Source organism: Roseivivax sp. CAU 1761 (assembly GCF_054482755.1).
Genome location: NZ_JBTLRM010000025.1, coordinates 35,975 through 51,470 on the forward strand (window position 1 = coordinate 35,975; position 15,496 = coordinate 51,470).

The following is a 15,496-nucleotide window of genomic DNA, read 5'->3' on the forward strand; positions in this document are numbered from 1 at the left end:
GATCGCCTCAGATGTCGAAGAAGATGGTTTCGTCCGGCCCTTGCAGCCGGATGTCGAAGCGGTAGGCGCCGGCGCCCTCGGGCTGGGCGAGCAGCGTGGCGATGCGGCTGCGGTGCTCGATCCGGGCCAGCACCGGATCCTCGGCATTGGCCGCGTCCTCGTCGGCGAAGTACATCCGGGTCTGCAGGCCGAGATTGATGCCGCGGGCGACGATCCAGAAGGTCACGTGCGGCGCCTGCAGGCGGCCGTCGCGGAACGGCACCCGGCCCGGCTTCACGGTCTCGAAGGTGAACTCGCCGGTCTCGGCGTCGCCCGGGGTGCGGCCCCAGCCGGTGAAGTTCGGATCGGCCGCGCCGCGGGTCTCGGCGGGCGAGTTGAAGAGCCCCGCCGCGTCGGGCTGCCAGATCTCCACGATGGCGTCGGTCAGGGGCTTGCCGAAGCCGTCATAGACCGCGCCGCGCAGGGTGATCTCCGCGCCCTGGACCGGGCCGGTCTTCATGCTCCGCCCGAGATCCTCCGGGTAAACCCCTCCGATCTCGGCGAAATTCGGGGTCAGGCCGATATGGACATAAGGGCCCGCGGTCTGCGACGGGGTCTCGGCGAGGTAGTCGAGGCGGGTCATCGGCATCACATGCCCTCCTTGCGGGTCTCGAAGAAGGTCTGGCGCCGGCCGCGCAGCACCATGTCGAAGCGGTAGGCGCGGGCATCCATCGGCACCGTCGCGGTCATGTCGAGCCGGGCCACGAGGCTCTCGATCGCCTCGCGGCTGTCGATGGTGCCGACGATCGGGCAGAGCCAGATCATCGGGTCGCCCTCGAAATAGAGCTGGGTGATCAGGCGCTGCGCGAAGGCCGGGCCGAAGATCGACAGGTGGATATGCGCCGGGCGCCAGTCGTTCGGCCCGTTCGGCCAGGGATAGGGGCCGGGCTGGATGGTGCGGAACTCGTAGAAGCCGTTCTCGTCGGTGATGCAGCGCCCGCAGCCGCCGAAATTCGGGTCGAGGGGGGCAAGATAGCCCTCCTTCTTGTGGCGGTAGCGGCCGCCGGCATTGGCCTGCCAGGCCTCGATCAGCGCGCCCGGGACCGGGCGGCCGGTCTCGTCCTGAACCCGGCCGTAGACCACGATGCGCGGCCCGATGGCCGACTCGCCCGGGGCGGCGAAGTTGTGGATCATGTCGTGATCCAGCTCGCCCAGGATATCGTGGCCGAAGACCGGCCCGGTCTCTTCCGACAGCGTCGTCGGCATGGCGATCTTGGCGGCCTGCGGGCTGCGCTTGACCGAGGTCTTGTAGCCCGGCGTCAGGGCCGGCGGGTGGCGGTTCAGGTCGCGGGCGAAATAGCTGCCCTCGGGCCGGGTCATGGCGTGTCTCCCATTTCCGCGTAGGTCTGCTTGGCGAGCTTCAGCGCGTGGTTGGCACGCGGCACCCCGGCATAGATGGCGACGTGCTGGAACGCCTCGAGCACGTCCTCGCGGCTCGCCCCGGTATTCGCGGTGGCGCGGATATGCATCGGGATCTCCTCGAAATTGCCGGTGGCGGCAAGCAGCGCCAGGGTCAGCATCGAGCGTTCGCGCAGGCTGATCCGGTCGGAGGCCCAGACATTGCCCCAGGCGGTCTCGGTGATCATCTCCTGGAACGGCGTGTCGAACGGTGTCCTGGCGGCCTCGGCGCGGTCGACATGGGCGTCGCCCAGAACCTTGCGGCGCACCTGCATGCCGGTGGCGTAGCGGTCGGTCATCTCGGGTCTCCTCGGGCGGATCAGTAGGGCAAGCCCACGTAGTTTTCGGCAAAGGCCTGCTGCGCGGCGCGGTTGGAGCGCAGGAAGGCCACGTCGGCCTGCTGCATCTTCAGGTCGAAGGGCGATTGGTGCGGGTAGCGGTGCAGCAGGTTGGTGGTCGACCAGGAGAAGCGCTCGGCCTTCCAGACCCGGGCCAGCGCCTGCTCGGAATAGCGCTCCAGGCTCTTGTCGTCGCCGTCCTCGTAATGGTGGCGCAGCGCGTTGTAGAGGTACTGGACGTCCGAGGCGGCGGTGTTCAGTCCCTTGGCGCCGGTCGGCGGCACGATATGGGCGGCGTCGCCGCAGAGGAACAGCCGGCCCCAGCGCATCGGCTCGCAGACGAAGGAGCGCAGCGGCGCGATGCTCTTCTCGATCGACGGCCCGGTGACCAGCTTGTCGGCGGCGCGTTCGGGGATGCGGCGCTTCAGCTCCTCCCAGAAATTGGCGTCGCTCCAGTCTTCCACGTGGTCCGAAAGCGAGCACTGGATGTAGTAGCGCGACAGGTTGGCGTTGCGCATCGAGCAGAGCGCGAAGCCGCGCTCAGAGCCGGAATAGATCAGTTCGTCATCGACCGGCGGCGTTTCCGACAGGATGCCGAGCCAGCCGAAGGGATAGACCTTTTCGTATTCGCGCCGCACCGACAGCGGGATCGCCTGCCGGCTGACGCCGTGAAAGCCGTCGCAGCCGGCGATAAAGTCGCAGGCGAGCCGCTTCTCCTGTCCGTCCTGCTCGAAGACCACCGCGGGGGCATCGCTGTCGGCGCCCTCGATGCGCACGTGATCGACCTCGAACAGCGTCGTCGCGGCGGCGCTCTCGCGCGCGGCGTAGAGATCGCGCGTCACCTCGGTCTGCCCGTAGACGGTCACGGTCTTGCCGGTCAATTCCTTGAAGTTGATCGAGAACTCGTCGTTGCCATAGGCGATGTGGGTGCCGTCATGGACGAAGCCCTCGCGGTGCAACCGGTCGGCCACCCCGGCCTCCTCGAGAAGCCCCACCAGCCCCGCCTCCAGGATCCCGGCGCGGATGCGGCCGAGCACGTACTCCTTGGTGCGGCGCTCGAGCACGACGTTGTCGATGCCGCGCCGGGTCAGCAATTGTCCAAGCAGGAGCCCCGCCGGGCCGCCGCCGATGATCGCCACTTGTGTCCGCATGTCGGTCCTCCTTGGTTCCGATTTGCCTTTCCCCGATCGAAAAGTAAAATGAGTTCTGGGCGCCGATACTTGCCATAAAAGGAAAGCAATGCTCGATCGCCGCATCAAGGTGCGCCATCTCCAGACCTTCGTCGAGATCGCCCGGACCGGCAGCCTGAAGCGCGCCGGCGAGACCCTCGCGCTGACCCAGCCGGCGGTTTCGAAGACGCTGAAGGAGCTCGAGGAGATTCTCGGCGCGCGGCTGTTTCACCGCTCGCGCGCCGGGGTTCGGCCGACGCCGCAGGGCGAGGTGCTCCGGCGCTTCGCCGAGACCGGCCTCGCAGCCCTGGCTCAGGGCGTCGGCGAGGTCGGCGAGATGGCGCGGCAGGGCGGTCGGCGCCGCTTCGCGGTGGGGGCGCTGCCCTCGGTGGCGGCGCGGCTCTTGCCGCATCTCTTCGAGGCCTATGCCGAGATCTCGCCGCGCACCGTGCTGGAGCTGATCGACGGGCCGCACGACTACCTGATCGACCTGCTGCGGCGCGGCACGCTGGATCTGGTGATCGGGCGGATGGGCGGCACCGACAGCATGACCGGGCTGAGCTTCACCCAGCTCTACGACGAGAGGGTGGCCTTCATCGTGCGCCCCGGCCACCCGCTGGCGGGCGAGACCGACCCGCGCCGGATCGCCGACTGGCCGGTGATCTATCCGCCCAAGGGGGCGGCGATCCGCGGCCTCGTCGACCGCTTCTGCCTGGCCCACGGCATCGCCGAGCTGCCGCGCCGGATCGAGACGGTTTCGGGCGCCTTCGGGCGCGCGGAGACGCAGCGCGCGGATGCCGTCTGGGTCATCTCCGAGGGCGTGGTGGCGGCCGAGGTGGCGGCGGGCATGCTGACCCGGCTGCCCTTCGCCACCGAGATGACGTTGGGCCCGGTCGGCCTCACGGTGCGCGAGGGCAGCGGCACCGGCCCGGAATGGCAGATGCTGCGCGCGGCGCTCGACCGGGCGCTGCCGCGGGCCGGGATTGTGCCGCACCCGGGCTAGGGCAGAAGCGCCAGCCAGACCCAGGTGGTGAGCACCGAGAGCCCGGTGGCGAGCAGCACCGAGGAGGCGGCGACGCGCTTGGCCCGGCCATACATGTTGGCGAAGACATAGGCGTTGACGCCGGGCGCCATGGCCGCGGTGACCACCGCGGACCGGAACTCCGCCACGGTCAGGCCGAAGGTCCGGCCGAGCCCCCAGGTGATCGCCGGATGCAGCAGCAGCGTCACCGCGCAGACGAAGCCGATGATGCGGAAATCGCCGTCCGGGCGGTAGCGGTAGAGCACGCCGCCGAGCCCGAACAGCGCCGCGGGCAGCGCCGCGCGGATGATCATGTCGAGCGCCTCGGTCACCGGGCGGGGCAGGCCCAGGCCGAGCAGGTTGAAGGCGGCGCCGAGCAGGATGCCGATCACCAGCGCGTTGTGCAGCATCATCTTCAAGACCCGCCCCGGCAGGGCGCGGGGCGAGGTGCCGCGGGCGCGCGCGATCTCCATCGCGGTGATGCCGAGGGCGTAGCAGAACGGCGAATGCATGGCGATGATGGCGTAGTTGGCCTCCAGCGACCCGGCGCCGTAGGCGCGCTCGGTGATCGGCAGGCCGAGCAGCAGCGAATTGGCGAACAGGCAGCAGAAGCCGATGGCCACGCTGTCCTCCCACTCGCGCCCGAAGACGTAGCGCGCCACGCCGGAGCCGAGCGCGAAGCCGGCGGCCGAGCCGGCATAGAAGGAGACCAGCAGCTCCCAGCGGAAGCTGGCGCCGAGATCGAGCGTCCAGATGGCGCGGAACAGCAGGCAGGGAATGGCGATGTTCTGGGTGAAGGCCATCAGCCCGTCCACCGCCGAATCCGCGAAAATGCCGCGCCAGACCACGGCGTAGCCGGCGCCGATCACCAAAAAGACCGGCAGGATGACCTCGAGAAGCGACTGCATCCGTTCAGGTCGGAAGGCGCAGGACCATGCCGTCGTGCGCCGGCGTGACATGATCCGGGGTCTCGGCCTGCAGGGTCGCGTAATCGAGGTCGATATGCATGTTGGTCAGCACCGCGCGGCGCGGGCGGGCACGGGCGATCCAGTCGAGCGACTGCGCCAGATGCGAATGCGTGGGGTGCGGATCGCGGCGCAGCGCGTCGAGGATCCAGATGTCGAGATCGTCGAGCTTGGGCCAGGCCGCATCGGGGATCTGCGCCACGTCGGGCAGGTAGGCGAGGCCGCCGACGCGGAAGCCCAGCGCATCGATGCTGCCATGATGCACCGCGAAAGGCTCGAAGGTCACCGCACCGCCGGCGCCCTCGACGGTGACCGGCCCGGCGATCGTGTGCATGTCGAGGATCGGCGGATAGGGGCTGTCGGCGGGCTGCATGAAGGCATAGCCGAAGCGCGCGTAGAGCGCCTCCTGGGTCGGGCCGTCGGCCCAGACCGGCAGGCGCCGGCGCATGTTGAAGACGATCATCCGCAGATCGTCGATGCCGTGCACGTGATCGGCATGGGAATGGGTGTAGAGCACCGCGTCGAGCTCGCCGATGCCGGCATCGAGGAGCTGGGCGCGCAGGTCGGGCGAGGTGTCGATGAGCACCCGGGTGATGCCGTCCACGGTCTCGCGCTCGACCAGCAGCGAGCAGCGCCGCCGGGCATTGCGCGGATCGGCGGGGTCGCAGGCCCCCCAATGCCCGCCCAGCCGCGGCACCCCGCCCGAGGAGCCGCAGCCGAGGATGGTGGCGCGCAGCTCGCCGGTCATGCAGCGGCGTCCCAGGACGCGGCCTTGGCGAAGAGCCGCTCGAAATTGGCCTCGGTGGCGGCGGCGAAGGCCTCGTAGGAGAGGCCGAAGAGTTCCGCGCCCACCTTGGCGGTGTGGACGGTGTAGCCCGGCTCGTTGCGCTTGCCGCGATAGGGCGGCGGCGCGAGGTAGGGGCTGTCGGTCTCGACCAGGATGCGCTCCAGCGGCGCGGCGGCGAAGATGTCGCGCAGCTCGCGGCTCTTCGGGAAGGCGGCGATGCCCGACATCGACAGGTAGAAGCCGCAGTCGAGCGCCGCGCGCGCCAGCTCGGCGCCGGAGGAGAAGCAGTGCATGACGCAGGCATAGGGTTTGCGGCGCCAGGCCTCGGTGAGGATGCGCGCCATGTCCGCGTCGGCGGCGCGGGCATGGATGATCAGCGGCAGGCCGGTCTCCTGCGCCGCCTCGATGTGGATGGCCAGCGAGCGCTGCTGAATTTCGGCGCTGTCCGAGGTGTAGTGGTAGTCGAGCCCGGTCTCGCCGATGGCCACGAATTTCGGGTGCCGGGTCAGCGCGACAAGCTCCTCGACGCCGGCCAGCGGCTCCTCGGCGGCGCTCATCGGGTGGGTTCCGGCGGCGTAGAAGACCGGGTCATGCGCCTCGGCGATGGCGCGCACCGCGGGCTCGTTCCTGAGCCGGGTGCAGATCGTCACCATGCGGTGCACGCCGCCCTCCACCGCCCGGGCGATGACCTCGGCGCGGTTCTCGTCGAAATCCGGGAAGTCGAGATGGCAGTGACTGTCGGTTATGGGCGCGGGCTTCATGGCGTCCTGATCCTCCGGGGTCGGGGCCGGTATCTAGGATCGATGGGGGAGATTCAAGGCGGGCCCGGGCTTGCGCGCGCGGCAGGAGCGCGGTCAGGGGCCGGGGCTGGGGCCGGGGGCTGCGGGACGGCTCAGGCGGCGCGGACGCGGGCCGCGGTGTCGCGCAGGGTCTGCAGCATGTCGAAGAGCAGCGCCGCGGCATCGACATTGACGGCGAGCCCGCGGCGCACCTTTTCGCCGGCCGCCTGCGCGGTCTCGGCCCAGGCCCGGCCCGCCGCCGGGCCGGGCGCCAGGCGGGCGAGGATCGCCGGCTCGCCCGGGCGCGCCGGGCGCTCCGGCGGCTGCCCCAGCGCGCCGGTCCGGGCCAGCCGGGTGAGCGCCAGGTCGACCAGTTCCACCAGCAGGTCGCGCTCGGCCTCGCGGCCGCGCAGCGCGACGCGGTCGGCGAGCGCCAGCGCCCGGGTGCGGTCGAGGTCGGGCAGGGCGGCGAAGAATTCGAGGATCTCGTCGTAGAGCGCCAGCCCGTCGAGCGCCAGGAGCCGCCAGGCCGCCCCCACCGATCCGGCCGAGAGCTCGGCCAGCGCAGCCGCTTCGGCCTCGGGGATCTCGGCGCCGGCCTGGGCCAGCGCGGCGGCCATGTCGGACGCGGCGAGCGGGCGCAGGCGCAGTTCGCGGCAGCGCGAGCGGATGGTCGGCAGGAGCCGCGCCGGCTGGTGGCAGACCAGCAGCAGCACGCAGCGCGCCGGCGGCTCCTCGAGCAGCTTCAGGAGCGCGTTGGCCGCCTGCACGTTCATCTCGTCGGCGGCGTCGACGATGACCACCCGGCGCCCGCCATCGGCCGCCGAGAGTGCCAGCCGCCGCTTCAGATTGCGCACCTCGCGCACCAGGATTTCGGTGGCCAGCCGGTCGCCCTTCTCGGTCGGGCCGCGGCGCAGCAGGGTGAGCCCGGGCTCCGACAGCGCCGCCACCCGGCGCGCCACCGGATGGTCGGGCGCGATCTCCAGCCGGTCCGGCACCGGCGGCGCGCCGAACAGCCCGTCCGCCGCCTCGGGGTCGGGATGGGCCAGCAGGAAGCGCGCGATGCGCCAGGCCAGCGTCGCCTTGCCGACGCCGCGCGGCCCGGTGATCAGCCAGCCATGGTGCAGCCGGCCCGCGGCGAAGGCGTCCAGGAAGGCCCGCTCGGCCGCCTCCTGTCCCAGCAGCGCGGCGGTGTCGCGGGGATGCGGCGCGCCTTCCAGCCGGTCGGGTTCGGGCAGGGCGGCGGGCTCGCTCACGCGGTCACCCGCAGGGCCGCGGCCGCGCGTTCGGCCAGATCGGCGGCCACCGCGTCGGCGGGGCGGTCGCCGTCGACCACCTGGAAGCGCGGCGCCGAGGCCGCCATGTCGAGAAAGGCGCGGCGCAGCACCTGCTGCATCTCCAGCCCGAAGGATTCGAAGCGCGCCTCGCCCCCGGCGCGCGCCTCGGCGCGGCCCAGCGCCCGGGCCGGATCCATGTCGATGACGAAGGTGAGGTCGGGCTCGAGCCCGATCATCAGCGCGTGGAGCGCATCGACGCGGGCGCGCAGGTCGCCCCGGGTGGCGCCCTGGTAGGCGCGGGTGGAATCGGCGAAGCGGTCGCAAATCACCACCCGGCCGGCCGCGAGCGCCGGGCGGATGGTGCGCTCGACATGGTCGCGCCGCGCCGCGGTGAAGAGCAAGAGCTCGGTCTCGGCCGACCAGCGCTCGGGATCGCCGGTCAGCAGCAGGGCGCGGATCTCCTCGGCTCCGGGGCTGCCGCCGGGCTCGCGCGTGAGCACCACGTCGCGGCCCGCGGCGCGCAGGCTCTCGGCCAAGCGTCGCGCCTGGGTCGACTTGCCGGAGCCGTCGATGCCCTCGAAGCTGATGAAGAGGCCGCGCCCGTCCCGGGTCATCCCATGACGTCCTGCGAGACCGGCACCATCCGCTTCAGCAGGACCCCGGCGGCGGTCATCACCCGCGTCACGAAGCCGGCGCCGGGCACGGCATGTTCGGCCACCAGCGGCACCCGGTGCTCGGGCAGGCCCTCGGGCCGGACCAGCAGGTCGGCCAGCTTCTGGCCCTTGGCGATCGGCGCCTGCAGCGGGCCGGTATAGACCACCTCGGCCTCGAGCGGCGCGCCGGTCAGCACCGGCACCAGCAGGTCGACATCCTTGTCCGAGACCAGCCCGACGCGGTCCTGCGCGCCCATCCAGACCTCGGCCTCGGCGATCCGCGCGCCGCCCTTGGCGATGGTCTTCTCGGCGAATTGCCGGAACGCCCAGTTGACGATGGCCTCGCTCTCCTCGGCCCGGGCGCGTTCGCTGGCCAGCCCGGTGATCGCGAAGATCACCCGCCGGTCACCCTGCTGGGCCGAGCCCACGAGGCCGTAGCCCGCAGCCTGGGTGTGGCCGGTCTTGAGCCCGTCGGCGCCGATCCCGAGCCCCAGCAGCGGGTTGCGGTTGCGCACGTTCTGCGGCGCCCGGCCGTCGAACTCGAAGCGCTGCTCGGCGAACATCGGGTAGAAGTCGGGGAAGTCCTCGATCAGCTTGGAGGCCAGAAGCGCCAGGTCGCGCATCGACATGACGTGGCCCTCGGCCGGCCAGCCGTTGGAATTCTTGAACACCGAATTGGTCATGCCCATCTGCTGGCCGCGCCGCGTCATCAGCTCGGCGAAGCCGCGCTCGGTGCCGTCCGGGCTCAGCGCCTCGGCGATCACCGCGCAGGCATCGTTGCCCGAGAGCACGACGATGCCGCGCAGCAGGTCCTCGACCTTCACCCGGTCGGTGGTGTCGAGAAACATCGTCGAGCCGCCGTAGGACATGGCGTGCTGGCTCACCGGCAGGCGCTCCTCGAGGTCGAGCCGGCCCTCCTTGACCGCCTCGAAGGCCATGTAGAGGGTCATCAGCTTCGACATCGAGGCCGGCGGCAGCGCCTCGTCGGCATTCTTGGCCAGCAGCACCGTGCCGGTCTTCTGGTCGAGCACGAAGGCGGCCCGGGCGCTGGTGTCGAAGGCCAGCGCCGGGCCCGCGGCGAGCGCCATTGCGGCGACGAGGGCGAACAGGGCCGCCAGGGGGGCGCGCAGGACGGGGTTCATCGGCAACTCCTCGGGTCTCGGACGGGGTCGGTCGGGAAGGCTACAGCGCCCGGGTCAGCCTGCCCAGTCACGGTTTCGCGGTCGCGGGCGTCAGCTGCCCACCGCATAGGCATCGGTGAAGCCCTTGGCCTTGATCTTCTCCAGCAGGGTGGCGATCTCGGCGTCGGTCTGGGCCGGGCCCACCACCACGCGCCAGAACGTCTTGCCCGAGGATTCCTGCCTCTTGATCGTCGGCACCATGCCGGCCTGGCGCATCGCCGTGGCGGTGTTCTCGGCGTTCTGCTCGACGCTGAAGATGCCGATCTGGACATAGGGCTTGGCCAGCGGCGAGCCGAGCCCCGAGGCCGCCGGCGCGGCCGCGGCCGGGGCGGGCGCCGGGGCGGCCGCGACGGTCTCGGCGGGCGCCGGTGCCGCGGACGGCGAGGCCGCCGGGCGCCTCCGCCTCGGCGGGCTCGGCCGCGCCCGCCAGGACCGCCGGATCGCCGCTCGGGGCGGCGGGGGCCGGACCCTCCTCGCGGCGCAGCGCGACGACGTTGAGCATCGCCGGCTGGCCCGCCAGCATCTGCAGCGCCGCCGCGGCATCCGAGGAGACCTGCAGCCGCGGCCCGGGATTCTCGATCTCGCGGCGGAACAGCGCGCCGATGACGAACTGGCCGTTGGTCTCGTTGCGGATGATCACCCGCTCGGGCTCCTGGACCGAGGGATGCGCGACCCAGACGCCGCCCAGCGACGGCCGGCCGTCCCAGAGCCCGCTCTCGACGGCCTGGAAGACCTCCGGGGCCTCGACGTCGCGCTCCGCGGTGACCGTGGCGCCGGCCGCGCCGCGGGTCGCCGCCTCGCCCTTGCCGGGACGCGAGGACGGCCCGCCCTCGCAGCCCGCGAGAAGCGCCAGCGCCGCCAGCCCGGTCAGCGCCGCGCCGGCGCGGCCCGGGATGCGGCGGCGGCCCGCCCCGAGATTGCAAATCCTGTGCTCATGGAGTGCCTGTCCCTCGTTCTTGCCCTGCTTCAGCCCCGGGCCGCCGGCTCCGCCGGTTCTTGTCCCGCCACGCCGCGCGCCCGTGCCCCGGATCGGCCCCCGCGCAGGTCCCGCCGGGGCGCGCCTCCCGGCGCTGGTCCCGCGGCTGCCGAACCCCCGCGGCGCTGGCAGGCCGCAGCCTACCGGCTCGCGCGGGACAAGAAAAGTCTCCGCCGCGGAGCCGGCGGTTTTTCTCCGCCGCGGCTTCCAGAATCGTGGCGCGGAAGCTAGGCACGGCGCTGTCGGAGGCTTGGCAGAGCGGTCGAATGCGGCGGTCTTGAAAACCGTTGACCCTTCACGGGGTCCGTGGGTTCGAATCCCACAGCCTCCGCCAATGTTTTTGGTTAAACCCATAAAAAATAATACATTTCTGGACTGAGCTGCCCCTGCGTCCCCCATTTTACCCGCCAACATTCGCGCGCTTCGGCTCTGATAGGGTTGAGCGCCCCGAGTTGCGTGAGAAGGTCACGGTGGCGCTTGTTACCTCTCGCCCGGAAGGTCTGAAATGTGACTGCGCTTTATTGTCGTAGACCACCGGTACCTGTGCGGTTCAGCTTAGGTTTGGCCCCCCCTAGCGTCATGTCCAACCGACGTCGCTTGATCGTAAGCAAAAAGTGAGCCGCCCGAGGGCGGCCCAGTAGGACGATTGAGGATACACGATGCGTCGCGGACAGGAAACCCGCGACATCGCTGAGCAGCGTTCTGTGCGCGAACTGTGCGCTGAATGTGTTAACGCGCAGGTCAATCTGTGACGCCTCACCTCGTGACATCGTCACCTCACGAGCTCGTCGCAACGCGTCGCGCCATTTGTGGCGAATTCGCGGCGAAGCAGAGCGAGCCGTTTCGGAACTGATAACGATACGCCCGGTTCGGCCGGCTATGACTGATGGATGAACAGAGCGCACGGGATTCACCCGATTCCTCGGTGCTGGCAGATCTTGCAAACTGGTTAACATCGAAACGAGGTACTGAGGGTTCTCGGCCATGGCTTTTGACTGCCCGGAGTGGTTTGGCGTCGCCCGTGAGGGGGTTGCTCCTTTTTCTTGTGATGTCTTCTGGCGTGGCGTTGCCACGAGCTCGCCTGGCGAGACGCAACGGGCGCTCGCGCGCTCCCTCCCGTCCCCCGAGCTACAGGACCGCATGTTCCAGATCGCTGCCGATAAGATGGCTGGCAACATTTCATAACATATAGCCCGCGGCTGGGCGGCTTTGCGTAGGCGCGGCGTTCACAGTGTGTCGCAAAAGGGGTGCGTCATGCTTCACGGCTCGCCGGACAGTGCAGGCCGCGGTTCCCCGAAACCCAGAATCGGCATCTGCCGTCGCGTTTCGGTAAGAGCGGATAACAAGAATCAGCGATATGCGGTCAGGTCATTTGGCCGCGGACCTAGTAGCCCGATGCACTGGAGCTAGGGGTTGCGACACCCTGGAGCATTCTACCCAGAAGGCTTTTCACCCTAGGTTTTATGCCATCCCTCGCCTGCCTGGCCGATGCAATACATCCGCCAGGCAGGTTTCACACGCAAACGAACCGTCGACCATTTTGGCGAACTCGTCTAAGTTCTGGCGACCACCCTTGGTCGGCAACGGGCGCGATGCCACGCCCATCTCGGAACTCGGCGGTGGGAGACCGTACACATCAAGGCGCTCGCTCGGTTGGTCGCCCATGCCATGAGGGCGCGATTTGGGGCAGTGCGCACCATTAGACCGTTTGCGCCGTCCCGGCCCGTACCGCTTCTGGGTGATGCCCCGCGACACACGCCATCCGATGCTGCGGCCCATGGCTAGATGTATAGAATGGCACCCGTGTTGTGGCAGGCTCGTCTAGGAGCATGGCACAGTTTTCGTGCTGCCAGGCGGGGCTCGCCGGTGCGGATCGGCCGTTCGTGCACAACCATCGTGACAGGCCTGCACCGATTTCGGGCCGGGATCGCGCTTTGGCGACCAGGTGCTGAAGGACAGGTCTGGTCGCGGACCGTCCGCGCCGGGGAGTTCGGCCAACGCCCAGGTGGTGGCGATGCCGCGGCCTTCGGCGCCGAGATGTCCGCGCCGGGTTTCTTGCACCAAACCGCGGTCGATCAGGTCCGCGAAGTACGACCGCACGGTGTTAAAGTGAACGTTCAGAAGCTCCGCCGCCTCGCGCACCGCCATCCTTATGCGCCCGTTGTTCGTGCCGTTGTACCGTCGCTTCAGCTCGATGTAGAGCGCCCGCGGGTCGGGCTTCAGAGTGGCCCAAGCCTCCATCGCCTGAAACCATTCCCTGGTTTGGACGTGCCGGCCGCCGCTGCCGCGCTTTAAGGTCTTGCGGCTCACGCTTTCACCTCCTGCGCGGCGAGCGCCATCAGAAGCGTTGTTGCAATCCGGGGGCTGCGGCAGGTGCCGAGCATCAAAGGCGGCGTCCCGGGCGCCACGCCCGGGCCAGGGAGGCGGTAGAGGCGGCAATCGCGCGCCTCTACTTCCAGCCGGTAGGTTCTACCGGTCACCGGTTACCCCGAAGGCGAGGGACGCGACCAGGCGGGCCACGGGGCGGCTCAGGCCGGGACGGCGGCGCAGGCGTTCGATCTGCCGGGCCGTCATCGCGCCACCTCGTCTGCGAGGGACCAGACCGAGGGCGGGAAGCGGAGTCGGCGAAGGTCGTAGCCTTGTGCCAGCCGGTAATACGCCGTGTTCTCCGGGCCGCTGTATTCGGTCAGGATCGGCCAGTTGTATTGGCGGCGAAGCCGTTCACAGATCGCGGCGAGCCGCCAGCCGCGAACCTGCGGATCTCCGTCTTGTGGCTGATGGTGCGGCCGTCGATCAGGGAGCGACAAGCCCAGAATGTTTGGGTAGGGCTCGAATAGAACCGTTCGTGGGATGTCATATGGATACTCCGTCCTTGCCGGACGGGATGCAGCGCGATATGCCTCGCGGTGTTCAGCCCGCGAAGTGTTCGAAGCCCGCGCCCCGGAATCCGGGTTGCGGGTTTCTTACAATTGGCGGGATGCGCGCTGGGCGACCCAGGTGTCAATCCGGCTTTCGGGCCAGGCGACGATGCGGGCACTGAGTTTTATCGGGCGCGGATAGTCTCCGCGGTCCATAAGTGAGTAGATCGTCGAGCGACTAAGGCCGGTCAATTCTTCGACGGTGGGACGGCAGTAATGTCGTTCAGGCAAGGCAGCATCTCCTTAGCTTCCGTTGAGCCTTGCCAGAACATCACTCTCATTCATCGTTACAGAAGGGCGTCAATTTCGGCAAAATACGGAGGCTCATTTTGGCGCGTTTAAGACCCGTTTGTGGTGTTTTTGTCCTCCGATAGCGCTCATTTAATTGTTCGTGGCGCCAGCGAAGTGCCCAGAATTTCGGAGAGTTGAGCCGCAACGACTTTCCAAGGTAGGTCTCCGTGGCCAGCCGGGAGAACGCGTCGGTAAGCCTTCCGCGCGGCAAGACGCTTCGACGGACGACCAACATTCTTTTGGTGTGCAGGAGATGGGTGGGTGAATTCATGTAATATGTCTTCATTGAGCTCAAGGTCATCGAGAAAAGAGTGCATTGAGTCCGGGAAATGTTCTTGTGGAAAGCATATTGCCCAGCCGTCAAAGCTCTTGATGGCTTTCACCTCGTGCTCATACCAAGGGGTAAGAGATTTTTCTCGGCGTGCCTTCCTCAGGGCAATTCCTGACACATACTGTGCCGGAAAATACATCTATGTAGATGAATCCATTGAAGAGAATGGTAGTGGGGTCATCCACATCGATTGCTTCCCATACCGAACGTAAGTACTCATTGTCTCGTGTTGGCCAACTGTAGGCGCGGACGGCGATTTGATCTATGTGACGAGTGAGGGGGTCCGAAATTTTAAAAAGTTGGCCCGCCGGCGAACAAATGGTAGGTTTATACAATTCTAAGCCTTTACCAATGCACCAAGAGGCTACAATTCGAATTTCCTTCGCACATAGGTTAAAAAAGGTTTTCATTACCCCGGCGAAGGATTTCCTTCCTGTCTTTCCAAATTTTCGCCCCTGTATAGTCCACTGAGACTGCGTGAGGGTATTCAGCGAGTTGTGAAAACGGGACATAATTTATAGGGTGGAACATCAAGCTTTTCTAAAAGATTTCGCACAGTCGTTGATTTCTTCTGACCAGTTAACCGACAAATCTCTACGCTTTTCAAACAGATCGGACCGGGCATAAGCCGCCTCTGCCTTGTTTGCGATGGTGTGCGCCAGCGCCGCTTCCGTTACCTCGCGTGGCACGTTCGTCCGCTCTTGCGCCCAGACCTTGAACGGCGAGCGGAAGCCGTGAACGTGCACGTCATAGCCCATCGCCTTGACTAGCTTCGTCAACGTCATGTCAGAGATCGGCTTGCCCGCTTTGGTGCCGGGGAACACAAGGCCGCTGGTATCACCCATGCGCGTCCCCAGAGCCCGATAGCGGAAAGCGGTGCGCCTTCTTTGCCTTCATGCGCTCCGCCGGGATGGTCCATTCGGCGCGCTCCAGGTCGATTTCCTCCCACCGGGCCAAACGAACCTCGCCGGATCGGCAGGCCGTGAGGATGACCAGTTCCGGCGCCAGCTTGGTCAGGTCGCCGGCTCTGGCCGTGCCCAGTTCCGCCATAAAGCGCGGCAGGTCGGCATAAGGGCACGGACTTGCGCGGCTCCTGGCTTTTCTGCTGGCGAGGCAGGGCGGAAGCGATGGTGTCGGCCGGGTTGTCTTGCCGCCATATTCACTGGCCATCCCGCGATGGCGGATCACACCCGCCCCAGACATCTACCTTGGCGCCGAGAACCGTCATGCACTAAGACTGAAACCGGACCACCTGGAGTGCCCCCCATTTCACCGGACAGCCTGGCTGGAGTTGAGCGCTGATCTGAACTCGACGGGCGAGCGCATTGCCAGCGCGGAATGTGGATGGACGGTGTTGTAGTCGTTGAGCCAGG

The 15,496-nt window shown here is 68.1% G+C and carries 16 protein-coding genes, 1 tRNA gene and 1 pseudogene; 2 read left to right on the forward strand and 16 right to left on the reverse strand.

Annotation, left to right across the window (positions count from 1 at the left end; all coding sequences use genetic code 11):
* Window positions 1-7: 7 nt before the first annotated feature.
* Genes pcaG through pobA form a run of 4 tightly spaced genes read right to left on the reverse strand, consistent with a single transcriptional unit; the run spans window position 8 to window position 2,926 of the window.
* Window positions 8-622, reverse strand: a complete 615-nt coding sequence (pcaG, locus tag ACXYMW_RS14550) for a protocatechuate 3,4-dioxygenase subunit alpha (protein WP_459036065.1) — start codon at window positions 620-622, stop codon at window positions 8-10.
* Window positions 623-627: 5 nt separating this feature from the next.
* Window positions 628-1,359, reverse strand: coding sequence for a protocatechuate 3,4-dioxygenase subunit beta (pcaH, locus tag ACXYMW_RS14555; protein WP_459036049.1), 732 nt, complete (start codon window positions 1,357-1,359; stop codon window positions 628-630).
* Window positions 1,356-1,736: a 4-carboxymuconolactone decarboxylase gene (gene pcaC / locus ACXYMW_RS14560; RefSeq protein ID WP_459036050.1), complete on the reverse strand. Its 381-nt coding sequence runs from the start codon at window positions 1,734-1,736 to the stop codon at window positions 1,356-1,358. Before pcaC ends, pcaH begins: the two co-directional genes overlap by 4 nt.
* 20 nt (window positions 1,737-1,756) lie before the next feature.
* Window positions 1,757-2,926 carry a 4-hydroxybenzoate 3-monooxygenase gene (gene pobA, locus ACXYMW_RS14565; RefSeq protein WP_459036051.1) on the reverse strand — a complete coding sequence of 390 codons (1,170 nt, stop codon included), beginning with the start codon at window positions 2,924-2,926 and terminating at the stop codon, window positions 1,757-1,759.
* A gap of 88 nt (window positions 2,927-3,014) precedes the next feature.
* On the opposite strand from pobA, the gene pcaQ reads away from it, so the two are divergent.
* A complete protein-coding gene (pcaQ, locus tag ACXYMW_RS14570; RefSeq protein ID WP_459036052.1) occupies window positions 3,015-3,947 on the forward strand; it encodes a pca operon transcription factor PcaQ in 933 nt (310 codons plus the stop codon).
* Here the strand turns inward: pcaQ and ACXYMW_RS14575 are convergent.
* The 7 genes and pseudogenes from ACXYMW_RS14575 to ACXYMW_RS14605 form a co-directional block, all read right to left on the reverse strand.
* On the reverse strand, window positions 3,944-4,873 hold the full coding sequence (locus tag ACXYMW_RS14575) for an AEC family transporter (RefSeq protein WP_459036053.1): 930 nt from the start codon (window positions 4,871-4,873) through the stop codon (window positions 3,944-3,946). The genes pcaQ and ACXYMW_RS14575 overlap by 4 nt on opposite strands.
* A gap of 4 nt (window positions 4,874-4,877) precedes the next feature.
* Window positions 4,878-5,678 (reverse strand): MBL fold metallo-hydrolase, encoded by an 801-nt coding sequence (locus tag ACXYMW_RS14580; RefSeq protein WP_459036054.1) that lies wholly within the window; start codon window positions 5,676-5,678, stop codon window positions 4,878-4,880.
* On the reverse strand, window positions 5,675-6,478 hold the full coding sequence (locus tag ACXYMW_RS14585; RefSeq protein ID WP_459036055.1) for a TatD family hydrolase: 804 nt from the start codon (window positions 6,476-6,478) through the stop codon (window positions 5,675-5,677). Before ACXYMW_RS14585 ends, ACXYMW_RS14580 begins: the two co-directional genes overlap by 4 nt.
* Window positions 6,479-6,609: 131 nt before the next feature.
* On the reverse strand, window positions 6,610-7,752 hold the full coding sequence (locus ACXYMW_RS14590; RefSeq protein ID WP_459036056.1) for a DNA polymerase III subunit delta': 1,143 nt from the start codon (window positions 7,750-7,752) through the stop codon (window positions 6,610-6,612).
* Entirely contained in the window at window positions 7,749-8,387 is a 639-nt protein-coding gene (gene tmk / locus ACXYMW_RS14595; protein WP_459036057.1) for a dTMP kinase, read from the reverse strand. Before tmk ends, ACXYMW_RS14590 begins: the two co-directional genes overlap by 4 nt.
* Window positions 8,384-9,568: a D-alanyl-D-alanine carboxypeptidase family protein gene (locus tag ACXYMW_RS14600; protein ID WP_459036058.1), complete on the reverse strand. Its 1,185-nt coding sequence runs from the start codon at window positions 9,566-9,568 to the stop codon at window positions 8,384-8,386. Before ACXYMW_RS14600 ends, tmk begins: the two co-directional genes overlap by 4 nt.
* A gap of 90 nt (window positions 9,569-9,658) precedes the next feature.
* Window positions 9,659-10,502 (reverse strand): annotated as a pseudogene (locus ACXYMW_RS14605) (SPOR domain-containing protein).
* A gap of 325 nt (window positions 10,503-10,827) precedes the next feature.
* Between ACXYMW_RS14605 and ACXYMW_RS14610 the strand changes: the two are divergent.
* Window positions 10,828-10,917: transfer RNA gene (locus tag ACXYMW_RS14610), tRNA-Ser, on the forward strand.
* Between the two features lie 1,487 nt (window positions 10,918-12,404).
* On the opposite strand, the gene ACXYMW_RS14615 is transcribed toward ACXYMW_RS14610, so the two are convergent.
* The 5 genes from ACXYMW_RS14615 to ACXYMW_RS14635 all read right to left on the reverse strand — a co-directional run bounded on the left by ACXYMW_RS14615 (window position 12,405) and on the right by ACXYMW_RS14635 (window position 15,293).
* On the reverse strand, window positions 12,405-12,893 hold the full coding sequence (locus ACXYMW_RS14615; protein WP_459036059.1) for a hypothetical protein: 489 nt from the start codon (window positions 12,891-12,893) through the stop codon (window positions 12,405-12,407).
* A 653-nt stretch (window positions 12,894-13,546) separates the two neighbouring features.
* On the reverse strand, window positions 13,547-13,732 hold the full coding sequence (locus ACXYMW_RS14620; protein WP_459036060.1) for a helix-turn-helix transcriptional regulator: 186 nt from the start codon (window positions 13,730-13,732) through the stop codon (window positions 13,547-13,549).
* A gap of 146 nt (window positions 13,733-13,878) precedes the next feature.
* Window positions 13,879-14,262, reverse strand: a complete 384-nt coding sequence (locus tag ACXYMW_RS14625) for a hypothetical protein (protein ID WP_459036061.1) — start codon at window positions 14,260-14,262, stop codon at window positions 13,879-13,881.
* A 391-nt stretch (window positions 14,263-14,653) separates the two neighbouring features.
* Window positions 14,654-14,968, reverse strand: coding sequence for a tyrosine-type recombinase/integrase (locus ACXYMW_RS14630; RefSeq protein ID WP_459036062.1), 315 nt, complete (start codon window positions 14,966-14,968; stop codon window positions 14,654-14,656).
* The gene (locus tag ACXYMW_RS14635) at window positions 14,961-15,293 is read right to left on the reverse strand and encodes a tyrosine-type recombinase/integrase (protein WP_459036063.1); all 333 of its coding nucleotides are present in this window, start codon (window positions 15,291-15,293) and stop codon (window positions 14,961-14,963) included. Before ACXYMW_RS14635 ends, ACXYMW_RS14630 begins: the two co-directional genes overlap by 8 nt.
* Window positions 15,294-15,496: the final 203 nt, after the last annotated feature.